The following is a 24,896-nucleotide window of genomic DNA, read 5'->3' as shown; positions in this document are numbered from 1 at the left end:
ACCCATGCAGGCCATCAACGATTTCATCCTCGCCGCCGCCGGACAACCGTGGGTCCTGGCGCTGGTCCTGGCGTGCTGCATCATCGATGGCTTCTTCCCGCCCATCCCCAGCGAGTCCGTGGTGGTGGGCCTGGCCGCGGTGGCTGCCACCGCGGACGTGCCCAACCCCTGGCTCCTGGTCCTGGTGGCGGGCTTCGGGGCGTTTGCGGGGGACAATATCGCCTACCTGCTGGGGCGGAAGGTGGGCGTGCAGCGCTGGGCCTGGATGCGCGGACCCCGCATGCAGAACGCGTTCCGGTGGGCCGGCCGTGAGCTTCGCAAACGCCCGGCCTCGCTGGTGCTGGTGGCCAGGTTTGTCCCCATCGGCAGGGTTGCCGTGAACCTCACCGCCGGAGCCACCCACTACCACCACCTGCGGTTCGTGGGCCTGACCGCGCTGTCGGCCACGCTGTGGGCCGGCTACTCCGTGGGCATCGGCCTGTTTTTTGGCCAGTGGTTCGAGGACAACCACCTGCTGGGGGCGGCCATCGCAATCGTCTGCGCCGTGGCCCTGGGTGTGGTGGTGGACCTGGTGATCAACAAGGTCCGGCGCAAGGCCCCCATGGTGGAACGGATGCGCGAACCGGAGGCGTAGGCCCCGCGCGGATCAGCCCCTGGGTGGAGGAGCTCGGACCCCGGATATCACCCGCTGGGACGACGCCGCCGCGGGGCAGGCCGGGATACCGTTGGAACAGGTGTTCCGGGGCCGGGGCGTAGCGAACGACGTCCCGGCCGTGGGACACTTATTGCGATTTCTGCCGACGTTTTCGGCGACTGTCCCTGAGGAGCAAGTCCGCGTGGATTTCCTGAACCAAATGCTCGAGTCAGCAGCCGAGCAGCCGTGGATTTATCCTGTGCTCCTGGTCTTCTTTTTTGTTGACGGCTTCGCCACCATCCTGCCCAGCGAAACCGCCATTGTAGGCCTTTCGGCGCTGTCGCTCCACACCGGGCAGCCCAACCTGTGGATCCTTGGGGCCACGGCCCTTGTGGGCGCCATGGCCGGGGACAACATGGCGTACATGCTGGGCAAAAAGATCGGCCTGGACCGCTGGAGGTGGATGCGCCGGCCCAAGGTGAAAAAGATGTTTGGCTGGGCCCAGTATGAGCTGGAAAAACGCGGCGCCGTGCTGATCTTCACCGCCCGCTACATTCCCTGGGGCCGGGTGGCAGTGAACTATGTGGCGGGACAGACAGGTTTCCGGCACCGCACCTTCTTCTGGCTCGATGCCTTCGCCTGCGTCACCTGGGTGGGCTACTCGATCGGCATCGGGCTGCTTGCGGGCCAGTGGGTCCACCACAACCCGCTCCTCGGTGTTGGCATCGCCGTGGTCTTCGCCGTCCTGCTGGGCATCGTGATCGACCACGTGCTCCGCTGGTGGCACAAGCACCTGGCACGCAACGACGCCCAGGGTGCCGACGCTGGAACCGATGGCCGCGGCGCCGGCGCCCCGGAGTCCGCCGGCGGATCCACCGGCATCCTGGCACCCACCCCGGGGGACGGCGCGGCCAAGTAGCGGCTGGCTTTGCATCTCCGGCCACCCTATGGTTGGAACGTGACTGAGCCTATTCTTGACGCTGCCCCTGCCCTCGATTTTGACCTGAAGAGCCTGCCCAAGGTTTCCCTGCATGACCACCTGGACGGAGGACTCCGTCCGGCCACCATCATCGAGCTGGCGCAGGCCGCCGGCCACACCCTTCCTTCCACCGATCCTGTGGCCCTGGGTGAGTGGTTCCGCGAGTCGGCCGACTCCGGCTCCCTGGTCCGCTACCTGGAAACGTTCGACCACACGGTGGCCGTGATGCAGACCGCCGAAGGCCTGTTCCGGGTCGCCAAGGAATTCGTCGAAGACCTCGCGGACGACGGTGTGGTGTATGGCGAAGTCCGCTGGGCCCCCGAACAGCACCTGCAGCAGGGACTGTCCCTGGACGAAGCAGTGGAAGCCGTCCAGGAAGGCCTGGAAGCCGGCGTCGAAGCAGTCAGCGAAACGGGCCGGGAGATCCAGGTAGGCCAGCTGATCACCGCGATGCGCCACGCTGACCGCGGCCAGGAGATCGCCGAGCTCGCCGTCAGGCACCGCAACCAGGGCGCCGTGGGCTTCGACATCGCCGGCGCCGAGGACGGCTTCCTGCCCGCACGCTTCAAGGACGCCTTCACCTACCTTGCCCAGCACAACTTCCCCGCCACCGTGCACGCCGGCGAAGCCGCCGGCCTGGAGAGCATCCAGTCGGCACTGGTGGACGGCCGGGCCCTCCGGCTGGGCCACGGCGTGCGGATCGCCGAAGACATCACCGTGGAATTCGACGAGGACGACGACGCCGGGGACACCATCGGAATGGTGACCCTGGGCGACCTCTCCAGCTGGGTCCGCGACCGCGGCATCGCCCTGGAAATCTGCCCGTCCTCCAACCTGCAGACCGGCGCCATCTCCGGCTTCGGCGAGGGCATCGAGAGCCACCCGCTGGACATGCTGTACCAGCTGGGCTTCAACGTCACCATCAACACCGACAACCGGCTTATGAGCGGCGTTACGCTCACCGACGAGTTCGACCTCCTGGTGGAGACGTTCGACTACGACCTCGATGACCTGCTGGAACTGACGCTCAACGCGGCCGAGGCCTCCTTCCTGCCCCTCGAGGAGAAGGAAGCGCTGGTGGAGTACATCAACGACGCCTACGCCAACCTTGGCTGACCAGCACGCTGCAACGCCCGGCGGCTCCCCTGCGGGGGAGCTGCTGGCTGGGCAGGAATTAGTTGGGATAATCGCCGCGCTTCGGGAGCACTGCCCCTGGATGGGCGCCCTGACGCACGCCTCCCTGGTGGAATACCTCCTCGAGGAGGCGTACGAACTCGCCGAGACCATCGAGGCGGGTACCCCGGCAGCTTCGGGCCAGGTCGCGGACGGCGCGGACCACGCTGCGGGGATTGACGACGCCGAACTTTGCGGTGAACTGGGCGACGTCCTTTTGCAGGTGGTCCTGCATGCCCGGCTCGCGGAGGAGCGCGGCGCTTTTGCGTTCGACGACGTGGCTCGCGGCCTGGCTGCCAAAATGGTCCGCCGCAACCCGCACGTGTTCCGTCCCGACGGTTCGCTGCAGGACAGTTTCCCGGCCTCGATCGAGGAAATCGTCCAGACCTGGGACGCCGTAAAACGCACCGAACGGCCCGGCCGGGCCAGCCCGTTCGAGGGCATCCCGCAGGCCCTTCCCGCCTTGGCGAGGGCGCAGAAGTCCCTGGACCGCGCGGCCCGCGCCGGACTCGCGCTGCCGCCGGCGGGGCCTGCCCCGCAGACGGAGGACGAGCTCGGGGACCTGCTGTTCGGCGTCGTCCGTTCCGCCGCCGCCGGTGGCCTGGACGCCGAACGCGCCCTGCGCGGTGCCATCAGGCGCTACCAGCAACAGGACGCCCCGGAACCCCGGCCCGCCGCCACACCCCTGCCGTGACGTCCGGGGGCTGGATAGGTTTCCGTAACCTGGGCCACTCTGGACTACGCTTGTCCGTGACGAGGACGTCAACATTTTCTGCAACATCCCCCGTTAATCGCCCATAAGGAGCAAATTCATGGCGCTTATCGATGCCATCCACGCCCGCGAAATCCTCGATTCCCGCGGCAACCCGACAGTAGAAGTTGAAGTCCTGCTCTCCGACGGCCAGATTGGCCGCGCAGCAGTTCCTTCCGGCGCCTCCACCGGCGAGCACGAAGCCGTTGAACTGCGTGACGGCGACAAGGGCCGTTACCTTGGCAAGGGCGTCCAGAAGGCCGTCGACGCCATCATTGACCAGATCGCCCCGGCCCTGACCGGCTTCGACGCCACCGACCAGCGCAGCATCGACCAGGCCATGCTGGACCTGGACGGCACCCCCAACAAGGGCAAGCTCGGCGCCAACGCCATCCTGGGCGTCTCCCTGGCCGTGGCCAACGCCGCCGCAGCCTCCGCTGACCTGCCGCTCTACAAGTACCTGGGCGGCCCCAACGCCCACGTCCTGCCCGTCCCGCTGATGAACATCCTCAACGGTGGCTCACACGCCGACTCCGACGTCGACATCCAGGAATTTATGGTTGTCCCGCTCGGCGCCGAGACCTTCTCCGAAGGCCTCCGCTGGGGCGTTGAGGTCTACCATGCCCTCAAGTCCGTCCTGAAGGAAAAGGGCCTGGCCACCGGCCTGGGCGACGAGGGCGGCTTCGCGCCGAACCTGCCGTCCAACCGCGCCGCCCTGGACCTGATCCAGGAAGCCATCCAGAACGCCGGCTACACCCCGGGCAAGGACATCGCCCTGGCCCTCGACGTGGCCTCCTCCGAGTTCTTCATTGATGGCGCGTACCAGTTCGAAGGCAAGGCCCTGACCTCCGCCGAGATGAGCGCCTACTACGCCGAGCTCGTGGCCGACTACCCGCTGGTATCCATCGAAGACCCGCTGGACGAGAACGACTGGGACGGCTGGAAGACCCTCACCGACGCCATCGGCGACAAGGTCCAGCTGGTGGGAGATGACCTGTTCGTCACCAACCCCGCCATCCTGCAGCGCGGCATCGACACCGGCACCGCCAACTCGCTGCTGGTCAAGGTCAACCAGATCGGTTCCCTGACCGAAACGCTGGACGCCGTCAGCCTGGCCCAGCGCGCCGGTTACACCACCATCACCTCGCACCGCTCCGGCGAGACCGAGGACACCACCATCGCCGACATCGCGGTGGCCACCAACGCCGGCCAGATCAAGACCGGTGCCCCGGCACGGTCCGAGCGGGTTGCCAAGTACAACCAGCTGCTTCGCATCGAAGAGGAACTCGACGACGCCGCACGCTACGCCGGCCGCAGCGCGTTCCCGCGTTTCAAAGGCTAGTAGCCGCGTAAACCAATAACCGGTGGCTATGGTTGAAAGACCATAGCCACCGTTGTTGTTTCAGCAGCAGCACCCGTCCCAGCCCAGCCAGCGGCGGCCCCGGCAGGCTGCGCGTTCCAGGAGTGTAATGGCCACCCGCCGTCCCAAAGTTCCCAAGGTCACCCCCTCCCGCCCAGCCCCGGAAACCTCCGACGGCGCAGACAACACCGCGTCCGGCACCCGGCCCGCGCAGGCCGCCACTAAAGCACCGGCCGGCAGCAGCAAGATACAGCCCGGCAGGCCCGGCCCCGCGGGTAAGACGCCGGGCAGTAAAGCTCCGGCAAGCGGCCGCACAGCCGCCGCCACATCAGCAGACCGGGACGCGGACCACCAGCCAGTCCCGGCCAAAGCGTTCTCCGGCAGGATGCTGGCCCTGGCCGTGGTGATGGTGGCCATCACCATCCTCCTCGCGCCAACGGTGAAGATCTTCTTCGATAAAAAAGCCGAACTGGATGCCCTGAACGCCGACATCGCCGCACGTCAGGCCGAAGGAAAAGCGCTGCGTCAGCAGGTCTCACGCTGGCAGGACCCCAACTACGTGAAGCAGCAGGCCCGCGACCGCATTAACATGGTTATGCCGGGCGAAACCGGCTACTGGGTGTTCGGCGGCGATGAGCCGGCCGGCGAAAGCAGCAGCGAACCCGGTGCAGCAACACCAGACCCCGCCGATCTGCCGTGGGTGGATTCCCTGTGGGAGTCCATCACGCGCGCGGCCACAGACTGAACCGCAACAGGAAGGACGGCCCGCGCATGGAACACCACACGGCAGCCGCCCGGGATGAAACCCGCCAACCATCAGCCCACGACCTTGACGTACTGAGCAGGCAATTGGGCCGCCCCGTCCGCGATGTTGTGGAAATTCCTGCCCGCTGCGTCTGCGGCAACCCGCTGGTGGCCGCCACGGCACCGCGGCTGGGCAACGGGACCCCTTTCCCCACCACCTTTTACCTCACCCACCCGGTGATCACATCCGCCGTGTCGCGCCTCGAAGCCAACGGCGTGATGAACGACATGAACGAACTCCTCGCCGCAGATCCGGGACTGGCCAGCGCCTACCGGGGCGCGCACGAACAGTACCTGGCGGCCCGTGACGCCATCGGCCAGCGGTCCGGCATCGGCCCCGTCCCGGAGATCGACGGAATCTCTGCCGGCGGCATGCCCACCCGCGTCAAATGCCTCCACGTCCTGGTGGGTCACTCGCTGGCCGCCGGTCCCGGAACCAATCCGCTGGGCGACGCCGCACTGGAACAGATCGCCGAATGGTGGACTGTTGAGAGGTGCTACTGCGACGGCGCCTGGGACACCTCCGGCCTGGCACCTTCGAAGGACCTGAGCCGGCACGGTCCGCAGGGTTTGCCGGACATCGTTGGCCGACCGGCGCCCATCCGGAAGACAGCGCAGCAGCCGGGGGAGACCGCATGAGCCGCGTTGCTGCCATTGACTGCGGCACCAACTCCATCCGGCTCCTCATCGCCGACATCGACCGGACCAACGGCACCACCACCCTGACCGACGTGGTGCGCGAGATGCGGGTGGTCCGGCTCGGTGAAGGCGTCGATGCCACCGGCGAACTGTCACAGGCCGCCCTGGACCGTACTTTTGCCGCCACCGCCGACTATGCCCGGCTGATTGCCGGGCACGGTCCCGCCGCTGTCCGGTTTGTTGCCACCTCGGCCAGCCGGGACGCCAGCAACAGGGACGTCTTTGTGGCCGGCATCAGGGACCTGCTGGGCGTCGAACCCGAAGTCATTTCCGGCGACGAGGAAGCTGCCCTGTCCTTCGCCGGGGCCAGCAGCGTGCTGCCCGTCCTCGACGGCCAGGAAGTCCTGGTGGTGGACCTGGGCGGCGGCAGCACCGAATTCGTCCTGGGCACCGCAGCCGGCGTGACGGCTGCCAAGTCAGTGGACATCGGCTGCGTCCGCCTCACCGAACGCCACCTGCGCTCCGACCCGCCCACCGCCGGCCAGATCGCCGCCGCCCAGGCCGACGTGGACAGCGCAATCGTCCTCGCGGGCCGGTACGTTCCGCTGGAACGCGCCACCGCCGTCGTGGGCGTTGCCGGGTCAGTGACCACCATCACCGCCCATGCCCTCCGCCTGGACGAATACTCGCCGGACGCCATCCACGGGGCGGAACTGCCCCTGGCCACCGTCCGCAGCGCCGCCGGCGACCTGCTGCAGCTCACCCGCGCCGAACGCGCCGCGCTGCCCTACATGCACCCGGGCCGCGTGGACGTGATCGGCGCCGGGGGACTTGTGTGGGCGCGGATCCTGGAGCGCGTGGCTGAGCTGAGCGGCGGCCGGATCACCACCGCCACTGCCAGCGAGCACGATATCCTCGATGGCATTGCGCTGAGCATCGGCTGAGCATGCATTCATCTTTGCTCCGGGCGGGCGCCCCGCTCCGAAAAGCCACGTCCGCTGTCCTCGCCGTAGGCCTCGCGGCCTGCTTCCTCTGCGCCGGACTGGCCACCGCCGTGCCTGCCCGGGCCGACGACTGGCGCGACAAGCAATTTTGGCTCGCCGAATCGGGCATCACCAAGGCTTGGGAGGTTTCCAAAGGCGCCGGCGTCAAGATCGCGGTGATCGACAGCGGCATCGACGGCCAGCACCCGGACCTTAAGGGTGCGCTGGCGGGCGGGTATGACGCGTCCGGGTCCGGCGCCGCCAACGGGCAGAAGAGCGTCGGCGCCAAACCGGAGCATGGCACCCTGGTGGCCACCATGCTGGCAGGCCGCGGCCACCAGCCGCCGGTGGACCCCAGCGCCAGCCCCAGCCCGTCACCCAGTCCCACCCCGGCGAACCCTGCCCCGGACGGGATCATCGGTGTGGCCCCCGAAGCCCAGATCCTGTCCGTTTCCACCTGGCTGGGATCCGCCAACCCCTCGGGTAAGAGCGACCAGGACCAGATCCCCGAAGCCGTCCGCTGGGCGGTGGACAACGGCGCCAAGGTCATCAACATCTCCCTGGGCAGCACCACCCCGCAGTGGCCCCAGAGCTGGGACGCGGCGTTCCTCTACGCCGAACAAAAGGACGTGGTGATCGTGGCGGCCGCCGGTAACCGCGTGGGCGGCAACACCCAGGTGGGTGCGCCTGCCACGATCCCCGGCATCCTCACAGTTGCCGGGCTGGACCGGGACGGCGTGGCCAGCGTGGATGCCTCCTCCCAGGGCATCAGCATCGGCGTGGCAGCCCCGGCCGAGGACCTGCTGGGCGGCCTGCCCGGCGGCGGCTACACCGAATGGGCCGGCACGTCCGGCTCCACACCGATCGTGGCCGGCGTTGCTGCCCTGATCCGCTCCAAGTGGCCCGCCATGACCGCCAAGCAGGTCATCAACCGCATCATCACCACGGCCAAGGATGCAGGCGCGCCCGGCAAGGACCCGCTGTACGGTTACGGCATCCTCAACGCGGAGGCTGCGCTGAGGGACACGGTTCCGGAAGCCAGCAGCAACCCGCTGGGCTCCATCGCCGAATGGATCAGGGTCCACCGGCGCGGGATCCCCGCCACCCCGGCCCCCGTGGCCACCGCGGAGGTGCCCAGCGCGGCACCCACGCTGCCCGAAGCGAAAGTACCCGCAGCCGTGGCGCCCTCGCAGCGGGACACCGCCATTGGCGCCGCCGTCGTGATCGGGTTTGCCCTGCTCATTGTGTTCATCATTGCTGCCGCCGTCATCCAACTGCGCAGGACGGCCAGGAATCCCGCCCTGCTGCGGGAGGAACCTGACACGGGCACCATGGAACGGGTTGATTCGGGCCGGAAAACGTAGCATTTCCGGCGGACAACGTAGTTAGTGAAGATTTTCACAAACTGCTGTATCCTTAAATCATGGCAACCACCACAGAGCTCCAGGACCGTCCCAGGGTACTCGTCGTCGGCGGCGGGTACGTCGGCCTGTACGTAGCACTCAAACTGCAGAAGAAGATCGCGAATGCCGGTGGCATCGTCACCCTCGTGGATCCACTGCCCTACATGACTTACCAGCCCTTCCTCCCCGAGGTGGCCGGCGGCAACATCGAGGCGCGCCACGCAGTGGTCTCCCACCGCCAGCACCTCAAGCAGACCGAGCTCATCCAGGGCCGCGTCACGTCGATCGACCACGCGAACCGCACCGCTGTTGTGGCTCCGGCCGACGGCGGAGCCAACATCGAGGTCCCGTACTTCGATGTTGTCCTCGCGGCAGGTGCCATCACGCGCACCTTCCCCATCAATGGCCTCGCGGACAAGGGCATCGGCCTGAAGACCATCGAGGAAGCCGTTGCCCTGCGCAACAAGCTCCTGGAGCGCATTGAAGTTGCCTCCACCATGACGGACCCGGCCGAACGCGCCCGCGCCCTCACCTTCGTGGTGGTGGGTGGCGGATTCGCCGGCATCGAGTGCATCACCGAGATGGAGGACCTGGCCCGCGCCGCGGTCCGCAACAACCCCCGCGTCAAGCAGGAGGAAATCCGCTTTGTGCTGGTTGAAGCCATGGGCCGCATCATGCCCGAGGTCACGGCCAGCCAGGCCGAATGGGTGGTGGAGCACCTCCGCAGCCGCGGCATCGAGGTCCTGCTGAACACCTCCCTGGACAACGCCGAAGGCAGCCTCAAGCTGATCAACCTGCCGGACAAGTCCCTGGCCCAGGATTTCGAAGCCGACACCCTGGTGTGGACTGCAGGCGTGCAGGCCAACCCGATGGTCCGCTCCACCGACTTCCCGCTGGAGCCCCGCGGCCGTGTCCGCGTCCTGCCGGACCTGCGGATCGGCGGCGACGAAGGCATCGTTGACAACGCCTGGGCCGCCGGCGACATCGCCGCTGTACCGGACCTCACCGGCAAGGGCCTGCCCGACGGCACCTGCGTCCCCAACGCCCAGCACGCCCTTCGCCAGGCCAAGCGCCTCGCCAAGAACCTGTGGGCCTCCCGCTGGGACAAGCAGCTCAAGGACTACAAGCACAAGAACCTCGGTGCTGTGGCCGGCTTCGGCGAGTGGAAGGGCGTTGCCAACATCAACCTCCTGGGCCGCATCGGCCTGAAGGGCCCGCTGGCCTGGCTCGCACACCGCGGCTACCACGGCATGGCGATGCCCACGTTCGAGCGCAAGTTCCGCGTGGTCCTCAACTGGGTCATCGCGTTCTTCGCCGGGCGCGACACCACCCAGCTGCTGGACCTGGACAACCCCCGCGGCGCCTTTGTGGCAGCAGCCACCCCGGCACCCAAGCCTGCGGCCGCACCCGCCGCTGACGCCACCCCCGTGGCCGGCGCCCCGGGTTCCGCGGAAAAGACCAAGGTTGACCCCAAGGAAGCTGTCACGGCGAACGCCAAATAGCGCCACGGCTTTCCCATAACGCACGACGGCGGCTGTTCCCATCACGGGGATGGCCGCCGTCGTTCGTTTAACGGCTCTGCCTGACGCGCCGCCGGTTCCTCCCGCACCGGCGGTGCCTGGCTCCTAGACTGGCCGGATGAGTGCCGAAAAAGATCTACAGACCCTGTTGGCCGCTATGGCGCCCACACTCCGGGAGGGTGAATACGTTTTTGTGCAGTGGCCGGACGGCCGCCCGTTGCCGGCCGGAGCCGAAGCGGCCGTGCGCGAGGCTGAGGGCCTGACGGTGGTGCTGCCCAGGGCAGCAGCGGACAGTGAGGGGCTGGCGTACAGCTTCGTGGCCGCCTGGATCACCCTGGAGGTCCATTCGGCGCTGGACGCGGTGGGACTCACGGCGGCCTTCGGCAAAGCGCTGGCGGACGCGCACATCAGCTGCAACGTCCTGGCGGGACTGCACCACGACCACCTGCTGGTCCCCGCGCCCGATGCGCCGCGGGCCCTGGAGGTCCTGGCAGAACTGTCAGCGGAAAGCCGCCAGCAGGAGCGTCCCACCCTTGAGCTCCGGAGCGAAACCGAGGCTGACCGGGACGCCATCTATGCCCTGGTTGCCGACGCCTTCGCCATCTCGCCGGCCACTGGCCTTCCTGCGGTGGGCGAACCTGCGGAGGTGGCCGTGCTGCGGGGGCTGTTCGAGGCGGAGGAGTACCTGCCGGACCTCAGCGTCGTGGCCGTCCTGGCCGGGGAAGTGGTGGGCCATGTCATCAGCACGCGCGGATGGGTGGGGGACCACGAACTCCTGGGCCTGGGCCCCCTGGCCGTCACGCCGCGGCTGCAGCGGCACGGTGTGGGGTCGGCGCTGGTGCAGGAGAGCATCGCCAGGGCCAATGCTGCGGGGGAGCGAGGCATCGCGCTGCTGGGTAGCCCCGAGTACTACCCCCGGTTCGGCTTTGTGCCCGCGGCCAACTTCGGGGTCCTGGCTCCGGACGAGGCCTGGGGTGACTATTTCCAGCTGCTGCCCCTGGCGCTCTGGCCCGGGGGAGTGCACGGTACCTTCCGGTACGCGGAGCCATTCAGCCTCGCCTGACGGGATACCATTGAGCAGTTGCCCCAGTAGCCCAATTGGCAGAGGCAGCAGACTTAAAATCTGCGTGTTGTGGGTTCGAGTCCCACCTGGGGTACAGGCCCGGCATCAGCCGAAAATCGGGAAGCCGTCCGCGACGCGGGCGGCTTTTCCTGTGCCCGGGACAGCCCGCGGCAGGCGCCGGATGTCCGCTTAATTCCGCATAGGCAACGACTGTTATAAGGATGTGACCTCAGTCACTTATCTTCGGCCGGTATTTGCATTAGCTTGAAGCCTAATCAGGAACACCTGACCATGCGCATCAAAGGCCGTTCGCACCTTTCGATCCAGGAGATTCTCAATGATTCCACGTTCCCCGGTGGCGCCCCGAATTGCCAAGCTCACAGCGCTTGGCGTCGGCGTTGCCTTTCTGGCTACGGCTTGCGGTGGCACCTCCACCCCCAGCTCGACGGAAACCACCACGGCCGCCGCATCCGGCGCCATAGCCTGTCCTGCTCCCGCAGCAGGCGCTCCTGCACCTGAAATCCCTGCGGCCGGCACAGTGCCCGCCTCGACCACCACTACCGAGACGCCGCTTAAGATCGGTTCGCTGCTGCCGTCCACCGGTTCGCTGGCCTTCCTGGGCCCGCCCGAAATCGCCGGCGTCAACCTGGCGATCAAGGACATCAACGACGCCGGGGGCGTCCTGGGCAAGCCTGTGGAGGTCTCACACCTCGACTCCGGTGACACCACCACCGACGTCGCCACCCAGTCCGTCACCAACCTCCTGGGCCAGGGCGTCAGTGCCATCATCGGTGCGGCATCCTCAGGCGTTTCCAAGACGGTCATCAACCAGATCACCGGTGCCGGCGTGGTCCAGTTCTCGCCCGCCAACACGTCCCTCGACTTCACCACCTGGGATGACAAGGGCCTCTACTGGCGCACCGCCCCGTCCGACCTGCTCCAGGGCTCCGTGCTGGGCAACTACGCCGTTTCCTGCGGTGCCCAGACCATGGGCATGATCGTCCTCAACGACTCCTACGGCACCGGCCTGGCCAAGACCGTCAAGTCCTCGTTTGAGGGCGCAGGCGGCAAGATCGTCGCCGAGCAGCTCTTCAATACCGGCGACACCCAGTTCAACACCCAGGTGGATGCCATTGTTGCGGCCAAGCCGGACGCCATCGGCGTGATCACCTTCGACGAAGGCAAGAGCATCATCCCGCTGCTCCTGGGCAAGGGCATCAAGCCGGAGCAGCTGTTCCTGGTTGATGGCAACCTCAAGGACTACAGCAAGGACTTCGCGGCAGGCACCATGACGGGCGCCCACGGCACCCTTCCGGGCACCAGTGCCGGCGATGACTTCAAGAAGAAGCTGCTGGCGGTCGATCCGGCGCTGACGGACTACTCCTACGCAGGCGAGAGCTGGGACGCCACCAACCTGGTGGCGCTGGCTGCGGAAGCTGCAAAGAGCACCAAGGGTGTGGACATTGCAGCCCAGCTGCAGGCCGTGTCCAAGGACGGCGAGAAGTGCTACAGCTTCGGCCAGTGCGTCACGCTGATCCGCGAAGGCAAGGACATCGACTACGACGGCCAGTCCGGCCCGGTGACCTTCGCCGACAGCGGTGACCCCTCCGAGGCAACCATCGGTGTCTACGAATACAGCGCCGACAACAAGTACAAGCTCGTCAAGGAAGAATTCGGCAAGCTCTAAGCAGTAACGCCGGCTCCCTAAGAGCCTGCAGCGGGAGGGCCTGAGAACGGTATAGCACCGGGCTCAGGCCCTCTCTTGTGCCCGGAACCGGGTCGGGGAATTGTCGTAAGGTGCTGGCATACCTGGGTTATGGAGGTCCCTCCGACTCCGATGAAGCTCACGACGGCGGCACGCACCGCCGATCTCAGCCCCGGCGGGGTGCCGGATGCGGCCGCCGGGCTACGGCACGTTCCCGCAGTGCGGACCAGCGACGTTAAAGCAGGTGTGGGCTGCCTCCCGGAAAGTGACCCCCGGAATCCGGGTCCACTTTCCGGGAGACAGCCCACACGGGGTGGTTGCTCCTAAAGAGGCAGGCCTATTCGACAGTGTCCGCCAAAGTGCCAAGGTACAGCTGGATGACCTTCGGGTCCTTCATAAGCTCCCTGCCGGTACCGGTGTAGGCGTCCCGGCCCTGGTCCAAAACGTAGCCGCGGTCACAGATCTGCAGGCAGCGGCGGGCGTTCTGCTCCACCATGATCACGGACACCCCGGCCCTGTTGATCTCGTGGACCCGGAGGAAGGTCTCATCCTGTTTGACGGGGGAGAGGCCTGCCGAGGGTTCGTCCAGGAGCAGGACTGCCGGGTCCATCATCAGGGCGCGGCCCATCGCCACCATCTGCCGCTCGCCGCCGGAGAGCGAACCGGCGCGCTGGGCGCGGCGCTTGCCCAGCTCCGGAAACAGGCCGGTGACAAAGTCGAACCGCTGGGCAAAGTCCTTGGGCCGCTGGAACATCCCCATCTGCAGGTTTTCCTCGATGGTCAGGGCAGCAAAGACGTTGTTGGTCTGCGGCACAAAGCCCACGCCCCGCGTCACCAGCTTGTTGGCCTTGAGTCCCGTCAGGTCCTCGCCGCGTACCACCACCGTGCCGGAGTGTACTTTCACCAACCCGAACATGGCCTTCAGGAGCGTCGACTTCCCGGCACCGTTGGGCCCGATAATGCCGATGAGTTCGCCTTTGCGGGCCTCGATGCTGCAGCCGTTGAGGATGTTCACGCCCGGCAGGTAGCCGGCCACAAGGTCGGTGACCTTGACCACCGGGTCGCCGTCGCTGACGGGCTGGGCGGCGGGTGCCGCGCTGGTGCTGCTCATTGGCTGTTCCTATCGGTCCGGTCGGTGTCACTGCTGCCGTGGGGCCGGGGACGCCTGTTGCCCGGTTCCACGGGCCCGTCTTCGGCCGCCACCACATCCAGGGAGATGATGCCTGCGTTTTCGGTGCCAACGATTGATTCGTCGTCCGCCACCAGTTCCGCTGCAAGCTCCTTGATGCCCTCGGAATCACCGAGGTCAACATCGTGGTGGGCGCCCAGGTAGGCGTCGATGACCGCCGGGTTCTTCATGACTTCACCCGGAGGGCCTTCGGCCACCACTTTTCCTTCGGCCATGACCACTACCCAGTCCGCGATGTGCCGGACCATGTGCATGTCATGCTCGACGAACAGAACGGTCATGCCTTCGGCCTTCAGGTTTTTGATGTGGTCCAGCAGCGACTGGGTCAGTGCCGGGTTCACACCTGCCATGGGCTCATCCAGCATGACCAGCTTGGGCCGCACCATGAGGGACCGGGCCATCTCCAGGAGCTTGCGCTGGCCACCGGACAGGGACGCAGCGTAATCGTCCTTTTTGGCATCCAGTTTGAACTTGGCCAGCAGGACGTCCGCTTCGGCGGTGATCTGCTTTTCCCGGCCACCCCACATGCCCTTGAAGAGGGCCTTTGACAGCCGTTCCCCGGGCTGGTTAGCAGCTCCCAGGCGCATGTTTTCCATCACCGTCAGCTTGCCCATGACCTTGGTGAGCTGGAAGGTGCGCACCATGCCCATCCTGGCCACCTTGTAGGGCGAAACGCCGGCCAGGCTATGTCCCTCGAACTGCCATTTGCCGCTGTTGGGCGTATCAAATCCCGTGAGCAGGTTAAACAGTGTGGTTTTCCCGGCGCCGTTCGGTCCGATCAGCGCCGTGATCTTGTGGCGGGGGATCTCGAGGTAGTCGACGTCCACGGCGTTGATGCCGCCGAAGGTCCGGGTCACGTTCTCGGCCACCACGATGGGATCGCGTTTTTTGCAGCCGGGCCCCGTTTCGCCGGCCGCAATGGGCCGGGTGTCCGTCATGTAGTCCGGCTCGCCGGTGGCGGCTGTGGGTTCTTCGCTGTGCAGGCTCATGCGAACGCCAGCTCCTTCTTGTTTCCAAACACGCCCTGGGGCCTGAAGATCATCAGCAGCATCAGGGCGACGCCCACCAGGATGTACCGGAGTTGACCGGCCTGGGTTGTGGTCAGCCAGCTGACCACGCCTGAATCGATGAGCCCTGTCAGGATGCCCTGGGTCAGGGACAGCACCACCCAGAACATCATGGCGCCAATCACCGGCCCCAGGACCGTCGCCATTCCGCCCAGCAGCAGGCAGGTCCAGAGGAAGAACGTCAGTTCCGTTCCATAGTTGGTCGGCTGCACGGCGCCCCGGGGGAGCGTGAAGATCATCCCTGCGAGCCCGCCCAGGACACCACCGATGATGAGGGCCTGCATTTTGTAGGCGTAGACGTTTTTGCCCAGGGACCGGACAGCGTTTTCGTCCTCGCGGATACCCTTAAGGACCCGGCCCCAAGGGCTGCGCATCAGCAGGAACACCAGGACCGCGCAGGCGGCCACCAGGATCCAGGCCACCAGGCGGATAAAGAAGTCCCTGCTGCTCATCCCCATGTAGGAGCCTTCAGGGAAGGGGTTCATGGCGTAGAAGCCACCTTCGAAGGCGGCGAGGCCGTTGGCCGAGCCGGTCACGGCGGTCCAGCCGTTGGTGGTCACCAGGTAGCGGATGATTTCGGCGGAGGCAATGGTGACGATGGCCAGGTAGTCAGCCCGAAGCCGCAACGTGGGGATGCCCAGCAGCAGCGCGAACAAAGCTGAGCACAGCACGGCGATCAGCATCGCCACGAAGAAAGGCGCCCCGAAGGTCAGCGTGGAAATGGCAAACCCGTAGGCGCCCACTGCCATAAAACCTGCCTGCCCGAAGTTCAGCAGGCCGGAGTAGCCGAAGTGCACGGCCAGGCCCAGCGCCGCCAGGGCGTAGGCGGCGGTTGTTGGGCTGATGATCTCGCCCATCGCGTTGGAAAGGATGCTTGAAAAGTCCATGGTGTTGTTTTCCTATCCCACTCGCTCGCGCCGGCCCAAGATGCCTTGAGGGCGGATAAGCAGCACAATGATCATGATCCCGAGGGGAATGACGTATTTGAGGTCTGCCGGTGCACCGAACACAGTGGTCAGTTCGGTGAAGAGGCCTACGATGATGGAGCCGATCAGGGCGCCGAACACTGTGCCCAGGCCGCCCAGGGTCACGCCGGCGAAGATGAGCAGCAGGATCTGCGAGCCCATGTTGAAGGTCACGCCGGGACGGTAGTACGCCCAGAGGATTCCGCCCAGGGCGGCCAGCATGCCGCCGGTGATCCAGACAATCCGGATGACCCGGTCCACGTCGATTCCTGACGCCGCTGCCAGTGCGGGGTTGTCAGCCACGGCCCTGGTGGCCTTGCCGAGCCGCGACTTCATCAGGACCAGGCCTACGATCACAATGACCACGGCGCTGATGACCAGGGATGCCAGGTTGTTCGGGGAGATGGAGATCGGCCCGAGCTGGATTTCGGCGCTTTGTGCGTAGGGCAGCTGCTGGGTGGCGCCGCCGAAGTAGAACTGGATGATGTAGCGGACCGCCAGTGCCAGGCCGATGCTGACAATCATCATGGGGACCAGGCCGGTCCCGCGTTTTCGCAGCGGACGCCACAGGCCGGCGTCCTGGATGTAGCCGGACAGTCCGCCGCCCAACAGTGCCAGGACAATGGCCAGCCAGAAGGGCAGGCCGATGGCGTTGAAGGCGAAGACGAGGACCGCGCCCAGCGTGACCATCTCGCCGTGCGCGAAGTTGGTCAGGCCCGTGGTGCCGAAGATCAGGGAAAGGCCCACGGAGGCCAGGGCCAGGAGGAGGCCGAAGCTCAGGCCCGCCACCAGGCGGTTGATCAGGTCCTGGCCGAAGTTGCCCTGCTGGACCACGATGCCCTCGCCGAACGCGAAGACGGTGCCCTGGGTGGTGGTTCCGCCGAAGACAACGTCACGGGGGTTCTCCTGCCCATCCGCCAGCTTGATTCCTTCGGGAAGGGTGGATTCGTCCAATTCCACCTTGTAGGTGCCCTTTTCGGGGACACCAACAGCCCAGGAACCGTTTTGTCCGGACGTGGTGGAGCCTTCAAAACCTCCACCGGACACGTTGATCTTGACGTCAGCAAGTGGCGCGCCCGCGTTACGGAGGAAGCCGCTGATGCTGAAAGGGGAGGCGGTCGACGGGGATGGTGTCGGTGACGGGGAAGCAGCCAGGGATGCCGGTGCTGCCACGAGGAGGATCGCCATGATGGAAGCGCTGATGGCTCCGATCAGTTTCAGCAACCTGTGGCGACCTCCGGCCCGGAGGCCTTGGGTTGAACTTCTCAAATTGAAAAACCTCCACTTGGGGACGGTCCAGGCTGCGCCTTTGCAACCGTTGCGAACGGACGCAGGGCTGGGGGTGCAGACTCGCCTGACACCTTCACGGGTGTGAGTTCCGTCACCCTGCTTGGCTTATGCTACAGCGCCAACCGCGCCGATATTGCTGCTGTTCAGGCCGCCATGGTCGCGATCGGATAACAACTGTGTAGCCAAATTGTTTCAACACCGTAGGAATGCTAAAGAAACATTTGTTGAGTCCCGGTATTTCTTAACAATCGGTCTGGCCGGGTCCACCGGGCCGTCCCGTCACAGGGTCACGGTTGGGTTGCACCAGCAGGGTACGGGGAACTTTCCCGCGCGCCGCCGCGTGGGAATTGGTAGCGTGAACTTTAAGGTTCACAGTCACCCACGCACATGGAGGAATACCGCAATGGCACTTGGCGGCAACCCGATCTTCAACGGAAAGAACTTCCGTGGAGCCACCCAGGCACCGCCTGTTCCGCAGGCTGCCTACGGACAGGCCCCTTACGGCCAGCAGGGCTGGAACACCCAGACCCAGCAGCCGGGCATGTCCAACGAACAGCTCCAGGACCTGTACAACCAGCCTGCCGCGGGCCCGGCCGACACCGGCCGGATGACCTTCGACGACGTCATCATGAAGACGGCAGCCTGCCTCGGCGCAGTCATTGTGGGCGCCGCCATTACCCTGACGGTTGGCATGGGCCTGGCCTCGCTGCTGATGATCGTCGGCGCCCTGGGCGGATTTGTCCTGGCGCTGGTCAACACCTTCAAAAAGCAGCCCTCACCGGCGCTGATCCTGGCGTACGCCGGCCTGGAAGGCCTCTTCCTCGGCGGCCTGACCCGGATCCTGGATGCCCAGTTCCCGGGCGTTGGCCTGCAGGCAGTGGTGGGCACGCTGTCCGTCTTCGCCGTCACACTGCTGCTCTTCAAGAGCGGCAAGGTCCGCGCCACCCCCAAGGCCATGCGCTTCTTTATGATCGCCATGGCCGGGTACGCACTGTTTTCCATCGTGAACCTGGTAATGATGCTGACCGGCGTTACGCAGGAGCCGTTCGGCCTGCGCAGCGGCGTTATGGGTGTGGTGATCGGCATCCTGGCCATCGGCCTCGCTGCCTTCTCGCTGATCATGGACTTCACCAGCATTGAAGCCGGCGTCCGCAGCGGCGCCCCGCAGCGCTTCTCCTGGACGGCTGCCTTCGGCCTGACCGTCACCCTGGTGTGGCTCTACGTGGAGATCATCCGCCTTCTGGCGATCCTGCGCGGGGACGACTGACGCCCCAGCCGGCACACCGCCGTCGTACGCAAGCACAAAGCAGGCCCCACCAAATGGTGGGGCCTGCTTTGTTGTTACAGCCTGGTTGCCCGTGGCGCCTATGAGATGCGCATGGCGCCCGCGGCGGGGGACACCGTGAAGATGTCCGGGGCAGTAAACCCGGCGTCCGCAAAAGCCTTGACGACGGCGTCCCGCACCTTTTGTTCGTCGCCCACCGGGGTGAGGGCGATCGCCGCGCCGCCGAAGCCGCCGCCGGTCATCCGGGCCCCAATGGCGCCGTTGGCGCGCGCGGTGTCCACCGCGACGTCCAGTTCGGGGCAGGAGATTTCGAAATCATCACGCATGGAAACGTGGCTGGCGTCCAGCAGTGCGCCGATGGCGGCCGGGCCCTGGGCCGCCAGCAGCTCCACCGTCTGCAGGACCCTGTCGTTCTCGGTGACCACGTGCCGCACCCGGCGGAACGTCAGTTCGTCCAGCAGGCCGCTGGCCTCCTCCAGGTCCGCCACCTGGACATCGCGCAGGGCCCTGACCCCAAGGACCTCCGCCCCCAGCTCGCAGGAGGCGCGGCGTGAGGCGTAGCCGCCGTCCGCATGCGAGTGCGACACCTTGGTGTCGATCACCAGCATGATCAGGCCCGCAGGCCCGGTTTCAAACGGGACGAGGCTGGCATTCTGGTCCCGGCAATCAAGGAACACCGCGTGGCCCTTGGAGCCGCGCAGTGACGCGGACTGGTCCATGATGCCCGTAGGCGCACCAACGAAGTCGTTTTCGGCCTGCTGGGTTGCCAGCACCATGTCCTGGGCGGTCAGCCCGGCGCCCGTTAGTTCATTCAGCGCCGACACAACGGCGCACTCGATGGCGTGCGAGGAGGACAGTCCGGCGCCCAGCGGGACGTCCGAGTCCAGCAGCAGGTCGAGGCCGGGAACATCGATTCCGCGCTGGCGCAGCGCCCACATGACACCCAGCGGGTACTTGGTCCAGCCCTTGGCCGATCCGGGTTCGAGCGCATCCAGCGTGGTGGTGACCACACCCTGGTCACCATAGGTGGACAGCAGGCGGACGGTGGTGTCCGGGCGGACGCCGATGGCAACCCGGGCCGTTCGGTCGATCGCAAACGGGAGGACAAAACCTTCGTTGTAGTCGGTATGTTCGCCGATCAGGTTGACCCGGCCCGGCGCCTGCCAGGTTCCATCCGGAACGGCACCGAAGGCCTGGGTGAAGCGGGCGGCCAGGTCAGCGGACCCGGCAGGGCCGGGGGAAGTTTTGGGGGCGGGGGCGGCGTTCAAGCGGAGGCTCCTTCGGGCGTCGGTTCCAGGGCGGGGGTGGTGGCGGGCGGGACGGCAACCGCGCGGAGGCGTTCGGCCACACTCTCCGGCGTGGTGTCGTTGATGAATGCGCCCATTGCAGCTTCCGACCCGGCCAGGTACTTCAGCTTATCCGCGGCCCGGCGGGGCGAGGTGAGCTGAAGGTGCAGGTAGCCTGCAGGCCGGAGAAGGGCGTCCAGCGGCGCCTGGTGCCAGGCGGCGATGTACGGGGTGGGCGTGGGGTACAGTGCGTCGAGGCGCTGCAGCAGGTCAAGGTAGACCACTGCCAGTTCGTCCTTCTCCTCACCGCTGAGCGCGGCCAGGTCCGGCACCTGCCGGTGCGGCACCAGGTGGATTTCCAGGGGCCAGCGGGCGGCAAACGGAACGTAGGCGCTGAAGTTGGTTCCTTCGAGGACCATGCGGCTGCCGTCCTCCCGTTCGGAACGCAGCAGTGACCCGGTCAGGGTGCTGCGGCCGTCGTGCGCGTCGAAGTGCTTCCGCGCCGCCGTGCCAATGGTGCCGGCGCGGGGTGTGACGTACGGGTAGGCGTAGATCTGGCCGTGTGGGTGGTGCAGCGTGACGCCGATGTCCGCTCCCCGGTTTTCGAAGGGAAACACCTGCTTGATGCCCGGCAGTGCGCTCAGGGCTTCGGTGCGGTGGGCCCACGCTTCGATGACGGTCCGGGCCCTGGTGCTGCCCAGTCCGCTGAAGGACCCGGTGTGGTCGGGTGTGAAGGACACCACTTCGCAGCGGCCGTAGGCAGGGCCGGTGGTACCCCAGGCCGGCTGCGCCGGAATGGAGCCCACCGCAGGGCCCAGGGAGGGGAAACGGTTCTCAAACACCACAACGTCGTAGTCCGCTGCCGGAATTTCGGAGGGGTTGGCGGCGGTGGTGGGGCAGATGGGGCACTGGTCCGCCGGTGGAAGGTGGGTGCGGGCCTGCCGGTGTGCCGCCACAGCCACCCATTCATCCGTCAGCGCGTCGTAGCGGACCTCGCCCGGCTCGCCCCGCGGCGGGAGGCCACGGTGGTCAGTGGTCAGGCTCGCTTCGCGGGACGTGGTGGTGCCGGCGTCGTCAAAATAGATCAGTTCCCGGCCGTCGGAGAGGGTGGTGCTGGTGATGGCTGTCATCTTCAAATTTTTGCATATTCGATCAAAAAAGAATAGTTAACAACAAAACAGAACAAACAGGGGCGTCCGACGGCGGCAGGCGGGGTACCGTATGTCCCATGACTTTTCCTTTGGAGGCCACCCATGGCGGGGCCCGCGCGTACGCCACCGGCCGGCAATACGAACTCCGCCGGGGTGACGCCATGGCAGTGGTTACCGAACTCGCCGCAGGACTGCGCTCCTACAGCCGCGATGGCGTGCTGCTGACCGAAACGTACGCGGACGACCGGATTCCGCCCGGGGCCACCGGCATTACGCTGGCCCCCTGGGCCAACCGCGTCGAGGACGGGGTCTGGTTCCTGGATGGCAAAAAACAGCAGCTGGACATCACGGAAGTTTCGCGGAACAACGCCAGCCACGGACTGCTGCGCAACGCCTCGTACGCCCTCGTGGACGAAACCGAACATTCCGTATCACTGGAAGCCACGATCTTTCCGCAGCATGGGTATCCGTTCCTGGTCCGCCACCGGGTCCAGTACGAAGTGGCGGAGAACCTGGGGCTGGTGGTCCGCCAGACGCTCACCAACCTGTCGGACTCGCCGGCGCCGTTTGTCCTGGGGGCCCACCCGTACCTGCGGCTGGGTGATGCGCCCATCGACGGCCTGGTCCTGACCGTCGACGCAGAGACCCAGCTTGTGGCCGATGAACGCCTGATACCCCGCAGCGCGGCGCCCGTGGCGGGAGACACCGATTTCCGGTCCGGCCGGAAGGTGGCAGCGCTCAGCGTCGATGTTGCCCTGACTGACCTGAAGTACACCGCCGGCAAAGCCCGGCACACCCTCTCCGCTCCGGACGGCCGGCACGTGAGCCTTTGGCAGGACGAGTCCTGCGCGTACGTGCACGTGTTCGTCAGCACCGAGTACCCCGGCCGCAGCCGGGCCGTGGCCGTGGAACCCATGACCGGGCCCGCCAATGCCTTCAACTCGGGTGAGGGCCTCCGCTGGCTCCGGCCGGGGGAGTCCTTCACCATCGAGTGGGGCATCGACTACAGCGCCGGCGCCTAGCCGCCGGGCCCGGCCCGCAGTTTCCCATACGGCCGTGGCTGGTGAATTATTAGGCTATGACGCCAACCGAGGACGCCGTAAACTCCAGCAGTCCATCCCCCGGGCAGCCCGGATCCGCCGCCGTGCCGCCGCTAAGGGTCCGCACGGACCGGGAGCTGGACCAGGACATTCCCTACGGCATCCGGATCGCTGCGTCGTGGGCGTGGCGGCTGGGGCTCATCCTGCTGGTGGGCGGCACCCTGATCTGGCTGCTGGCCCGCATCAGTTTCCTGCTGATCCCCGTTATGGTGGCGGCACTGCTGGCCGGGCTGCTGAGCCCAATCGTGGCCTGGCTGAAACGGCACGGAACCCCCGGCGGGCTGGCTGTGGCCGTCACCGTGCTGGGCTTCATCGGGCTTATTGCCGGGGCCTTGGCGCTGGTGGGCCGGCAACTGTTCTCCGGCTTCGGCGAACTTTGGTCCGAGGCGCTGACCGGGGTGAAACAGGTCCAGGACTGGCTGGCCGATGGGCCCCTGCACCTGACAGCGGACCAGATTGACCAGTACCTCAAGGAAGCAACCACCGCGCTTCAGGACAACAGCAGCAGCATCGTCAGTGGTGCGTTGTCCTTCGGCAGCACGGCGGGGCATTTCGCAGCGGGCCTGGTGCTGGCCCTGTTCATCCTGATCTTCTTCCTCCTTGAAGGCGGCCGGATCTGGGCCTTTATGGTCCGCCTCCTGCCCAGGAAAGCGCGCGCGGCCACGTTCGGCGCCGGCCGCAAGGGCTGGACATCGATGGTCAGCTACGCACGTATCCAGCTGTTTGTGGCGTTTGTGGATGCCGTGGGCATCGGCGTGGGAGCCGCAATCATCGGCGTTCCCCTGGCCCTGCCGCTCAGCGTCCTGGTCTTCATCGGCTCCTTTATCCCCGTGGTGGGTGCCCTGGTGACCGGCGCCATCGCCGTGCTCCTGGCCCTGGTGGCCAACGGCCCCATCAACGCCCTGATCATGCTGGCCATCGTGCTGGCGGTCCAGCAGCTCGAAAGCCACATCCTCCAGCCTTTGGTCATGGGCAAAGCCGTGTCACTGCACCCTGTGGCCGTCATCCTTGCCGTCGCCGCGGGCTCCTACCTGGCCGGGATCCCCGGCGCCCTGTTCTCGGTGCCCATCCTCGCCGTCGCAAACTCGTCCATTCGCTACATCGCCGCCAGAACGTGGGAACATGAAGACGTGCCGGCGACGCTCCTGATGGCAGGCGCCGGAGCGGACACCACGTTCAAAGACGTTGAACGTCCGGCTGCGCTTCGCCGCGGCAGGAAGGCCGCCCCCGGCACCACAGCAGCAGATCCTGATGCCCGCACCGCCACGGAGCACGGCTCAGGGGACGAATCCTAAGGAGAGCAGTACGTGAATATCCTGGAAACCCTTCCCGTCACCCTGGACGATGTCCTTGAGGCGCAGAAGCTCCTGGACGGGATTATTGCGCGCACACCGGTGGAATCGTCGCGCGCGCTCGGTGCGCTGGTAGGCGGCGAGGTCTACTTCAAATGCGAAAACCTCCAGCGGGCTGGGTCCTTCAAGGTCCGCGGCGCCTATGTCCGGATGGCCCGGCTCTCCCCGGAGGAGAAGAAGCGCGGTGTCGTCGCGGCATCCGCCGGCAACCACGCCCAGGGCGTGGCGGTCGCCGCCAAGAGCCTGGGCATCAAGGCCCGCATCTACATGCCGCTGGGAGTGGCCCTGCCCAAGCTTGCCGCCACGCGCAGCCATGGCGCCGAGGTCATCCTGCACGGGCACAACGTGGACGAGGCGCTCGCGGAAGCGCAGCGCTACAGCGACGAGACCGGCACCGTATTTGTCCACCCCTTCGACAACGTGGACGTTGTGGCCGGCCAAGGCACGCTGGGCCTTGAGATCCTGGAACAGATCCCCCACGTGGACACCATCCTGATGGGTGTTGGTGGCGGCGGGCTCCTGGCCGGAGTGGCAGTGGCCATCAAGGCCCGCGCCCGGGAACTGGGCCGCGAAATCAGGATCATCGGCGTGCAGGCGGAAAACGCTGCCGCGTACCCGCCGTCGCTGGCAGCCGACGCCCTGGTGCCGCTGACCAAAGTTTCCACCATGGCTGACGGCATCGCAGTGGGCCGCCCGGGCCAGCTGCCGTTCAGCATCATCCGGGAACTGGTGGATGATGTGGTCACCGTCAGTGAGGACTCCCTGGCGCGGGCCCTGATCTTCCTGCTGGAACGGGCCAAGATGGTGGTGGAACCCGCCGGTGCCGTGGGCGTCGCCGCCCTGATGGATGGCAAGATCGAAAACCCGGGCACCACGGCGGTGGTTTTGTCCGGTGGCAACATCGACCCCATGCTGATGCTCAAGGTCATCCAGCGCGGCCTGTCGGCTGCGGGACGCTACATGACCGTGCGGATGATGCTGGATGACCGGCCCGGCTCGCTGGCCACCATCGCCAGGATCATCGCCGAGAACGACGCCAACGTCACCGGCCTGGACCACACCAGGGTGGGCGGCGCGATCAGCATGGGGGACGTGTCCATCACGGTCAACCTGGAAACCAAGGGCCACGAACATGGCGAACAGGTCCTCAGCGCACTGCGCGCCGAGGGTTTCCAGCCCATCGTGGTGCACTAGGAG

22 protein-coding genes and 1 tRNA gene are annotated in these 24,896 nt (G+C 66.4%); 17 read left to right on the top strand and 6 right to left on the bottom strand.

Going from position 1 to position 24,896, the window contains the following annotated elements; translation table 11 throughout:
• Nucleotides 1-4 precede the first annotated feature (4 nt).
• From QRN07_RS11050 to QRN07_RS10990, 13 genes are all read left to right on the top strand, one after another.
• Nucleotides 5-634, top strand: coding sequence for a DedA family protein (locus QRN07_RS11050; protein ID WP_285241030.1), 630 nt, complete (start codon nt 5-7; stop codon nt 632-634).
• Nucleotides 635-854: 220 nt separating this feature from the next.
• The gene (locus tag QRN07_RS11045) at nt 855-1,553 is read left to right on the top strand and encodes a DedA family protein (protein WP_285241047.1); all 699 of its coding nucleotides are present in this window, start codon (nt 855-857) and stop codon (nt 1,551-1,553) included.
• Nucleotides 1,554-1,592: 39 nt separating this feature from the next.
• Nucleotides 1,593-2,729 carry an adenosine deaminase gene (locus QRN07_RS11040; RefSeq protein ID WP_050684904.1) on the top strand — a complete coding sequence of 379 codons (1,137 nt, stop codon included), beginning with the start codon at nt 1,593-1,595 and terminating at the stop codon, nt 2,727-2,729.
• A gap of 100 nt (nt 2,730-2,829) precedes the next feature.
• Nucleotides 2,830-3,480, top strand: coding sequence for a MazG nucleotide pyrophosphohydrolase domain-containing protein (locus QRN07_RS11035; RefSeq protein WP_285241029.1), 651 nt, complete (start codon nt 2,830-2,832; stop codon nt 3,478-3,480).
• 118 nt (nt 3,481-3,598) lie between these two features.
• Nucleotides 3,599-4,879: a phosphopyruvate hydratase gene (eno, locus tag QRN07_RS11030; protein ID WP_285241028.1), complete on the top strand. Its 1,281-nt coding sequence runs from the start codon at nt 3,599-3,601 to the stop codon at nt 4,877-4,879.
• A 127-nt stretch (nt 4,880-5,006) separates the two neighbouring features.
• Nucleotides 5,007-5,642 (top strand): FtsB family cell division protein, encoded by a 636-nt coding sequence (locus QRN07_RS11025; RefSeq protein ID WP_285241027.1) that lies wholly within the window; start codon nt 5,007-5,009, stop codon nt 5,640-5,642.
• 26 nt (nt 5,643-5,668) lie between these two features.
• Nucleotides 5,669-6,340 (top strand): DUF501 domain-containing protein, encoded by a 672-nt coding sequence (locus tag QRN07_RS11020; RefSeq protein WP_082178229.1) that lies wholly within the window; start codon nt 5,669-5,671, stop codon nt 6,338-6,340.
• On the top strand, nt 6,337-7,284 hold the full coding sequence (locus QRN07_RS11015) for a Ppx/GppA phosphatase family protein (protein ID WP_285241026.1): 948 nt from the start codon (nt 6,337-6,339) through the stop codon (nt 7,282-7,284). Before QRN07_RS11020 ends, QRN07_RS11015 begins: the two co-directional genes overlap by 4 nt.
• A 2-nt stretch (nt 7,285-7,286) precedes the next feature.
• Nucleotides 7,287-8,687 carry a S8 family serine peptidase gene (locus QRN07_RS11010; protein WP_285241025.1) on the top strand — a complete coding sequence of 467 codons (1,401 nt, stop codon included), beginning with the start codon at nt 7,287-7,289 and terminating at the stop codon, nt 8,685-8,687.
• Nucleotides 8,688-8,746: 59 nt separating this feature from the next.
• Nucleotides 8,747-10,228: an NAD(P)/FAD-dependent oxidoreductase gene (locus tag QRN07_RS11005; protein ID WP_285241024.1), complete on the top strand. Its 1,482-nt coding sequence runs from the start codon at nt 8,747-8,749 to the stop codon at nt 10,226-10,228.
• Between the two features lie 136 nt (nt 10,229-10,364).
• Nucleotides 10,365-11,309 carry an N-acetyltransferase gene (locus tag QRN07_RS11000; protein WP_285241023.1) on the top strand — a complete coding sequence of 315 codons (945 nt, stop codon included), beginning with the start codon at nt 10,365-10,367 and terminating at the stop codon, nt 11,307-11,309.
• 20 nt (nt 11,310-11,329) lie between these two features.
• A tRNA-Leu gene (locus tag QRN07_RS10995) sits at nt 11,330-11,403 on the top strand.
• A 243-nt stretch (nt 11,404-11,646) separates the two neighbouring features.
• Nucleotides 11,647-12,996, top strand: coding sequence for an ABC transporter substrate-binding protein (locus tag QRN07_RS10990; RefSeq protein WP_050684594.1), 1,350 nt, complete (start codon nt 11,647-11,649; stop codon nt 12,994-12,996).
• A 355-nt stretch (nt 12,997-13,351) separates the two neighbouring features.
• Here the strand turns inward: QRN07_RS10990 and QRN07_RS10985 are convergent, their stop codons facing one another.
• From QRN07_RS10985 to QRN07_RS10970, 4 genes are read right to left on the bottom strand one after another with little or no spacing between them, the layout of a single operon-like run.
• A complete protein-coding gene (locus QRN07_RS10985) occupies nt 13,352-14,125 on the bottom strand; it encodes an ABC transporter ATP-binding protein (RefSeq protein WP_050684593.1) in 774 nt (257 codons plus the stop codon).
• A complete protein-coding gene (locus QRN07_RS10980) occupies nt 14,122-15,192 on the bottom strand; it encodes an ABC transporter ATP-binding protein (protein ID WP_050684592.1) in 1,071 nt (356 codons plus the stop codon). The genes QRN07_RS10985 and QRN07_RS10980 overlap by 4 nt, the downstream gene beginning before the upstream one ends.
• Complete coding sequence (locus tag QRN07_RS10975; RefSeq protein WP_050684591.1) at nt 15,189-16,157, bottom strand: branched-chain amino acid ABC transporter permease; 969 nt, start codon at nt 16,155-16,157, stop codon at nt 15,189-15,191. Before QRN07_RS10975 ends, QRN07_RS10980 begins: the two co-directional genes overlap by 4 nt.
• 12 nt (nt 16,158-16,169) lie before the next feature.
• Nucleotides 16,170-17,423, bottom strand: coding sequence for a branched-chain amino acid ABC transporter permease (locus QRN07_RS10970; protein ID WP_235504683.1), 1,254 nt, complete (start codon nt 17,421-17,423; stop codon nt 16,170-16,172).
• Nucleotides 17,424-17,928: 505 nt separating this feature from the next.
• On the opposite strand from QRN07_RS10970, the gene QRN07_RS10965 reads away from it, so the two are divergent.
• Complete coding sequence (locus tag QRN07_RS10965; RefSeq protein WP_056597933.1) at nt 17,929-18,792, top strand: Bax inhibitor-1/YccA family protein; 864 nt, start codon at nt 17,929-17,931, stop codon at nt 18,790-18,792.
• Nucleotides 18,793-18,890: 98 nt separating this feature from the next.
• Here QRN07_RS10965 and galK read toward each other — a convergent pair whose 3' ends face one another.
• Nucleotides 18,891-20,078, bottom strand: a complete 1,188-nt coding sequence (gene galK, locus QRN07_RS10960; RefSeq protein WP_050684589.1) for a galactokinase — start codon at nt 20,076-20,078, stop codon at nt 18,891-18,893.
• Nucleotides 20,075-21,226: a galactose-1-phosphate uridylyltransferase gene (galT, locus tag QRN07_RS10955; RefSeq protein ID WP_050684588.1), complete on the bottom strand. Its 1,152-nt coding sequence runs from the start codon at nt 21,224-21,226 to the stop codon at nt 20,075-20,077. The genes galK and galT overlap by 4 nt, the downstream gene beginning before the upstream one ends.
• 98 nt (nt 21,227-21,324) lie before the next feature.
• On the opposite strand from galT, the gene QRN07_RS10950 reads away from it, so the two are divergent.
• From QRN07_RS10950 to ilvA, 3 genes are read left to right on the top strand one after another with little or no spacing between them, the layout of a single operon-like run.
• Complete coding sequence (locus QRN07_RS10950; RefSeq protein WP_050684587.1) at nt 21,325-22,269, top strand: aldose 1-epimerase family protein; 945 nt, start codon at nt 21,325-21,327, stop codon at nt 22,267-22,269.
• Between the two features lie 56 nt (nt 22,270-22,325).
• On the top strand, nt 22,326-23,642 hold the full coding sequence (locus QRN07_RS10945; RefSeq protein WP_082178202.1) for an AI-2E family transporter: 1,317 nt from the start codon (nt 22,326-22,328) through the stop codon (nt 23,640-23,642).
• A 12-nt stretch (nt 23,643-23,654) separates the two neighbouring features.
• Nucleotides 23,655-24,893, top strand: coding sequence for a threonine ammonia-lyase (gene ilvA, locus QRN07_RS10940; RefSeq protein ID WP_050684585.1), 1,239 nt, complete (start codon nt 23,655-23,657; stop codon nt 24,891-24,893).
• Nucleotides 24,894-24,896: the final 3 nt, after the last annotated feature.

This window comes from Pseudarthrobacter sp. MEB009, assembly GCF_030208875.1.
Lineage (GTDB): Bacteria > Actinomycetota > Actinomycetes > Actinomycetales > Micrococcaceae > Arthrobacter.
Note: the sequence above shows the minus strand (reverse complement) of the source record. Positions and strands in the feature narration are given on the sequence as shown.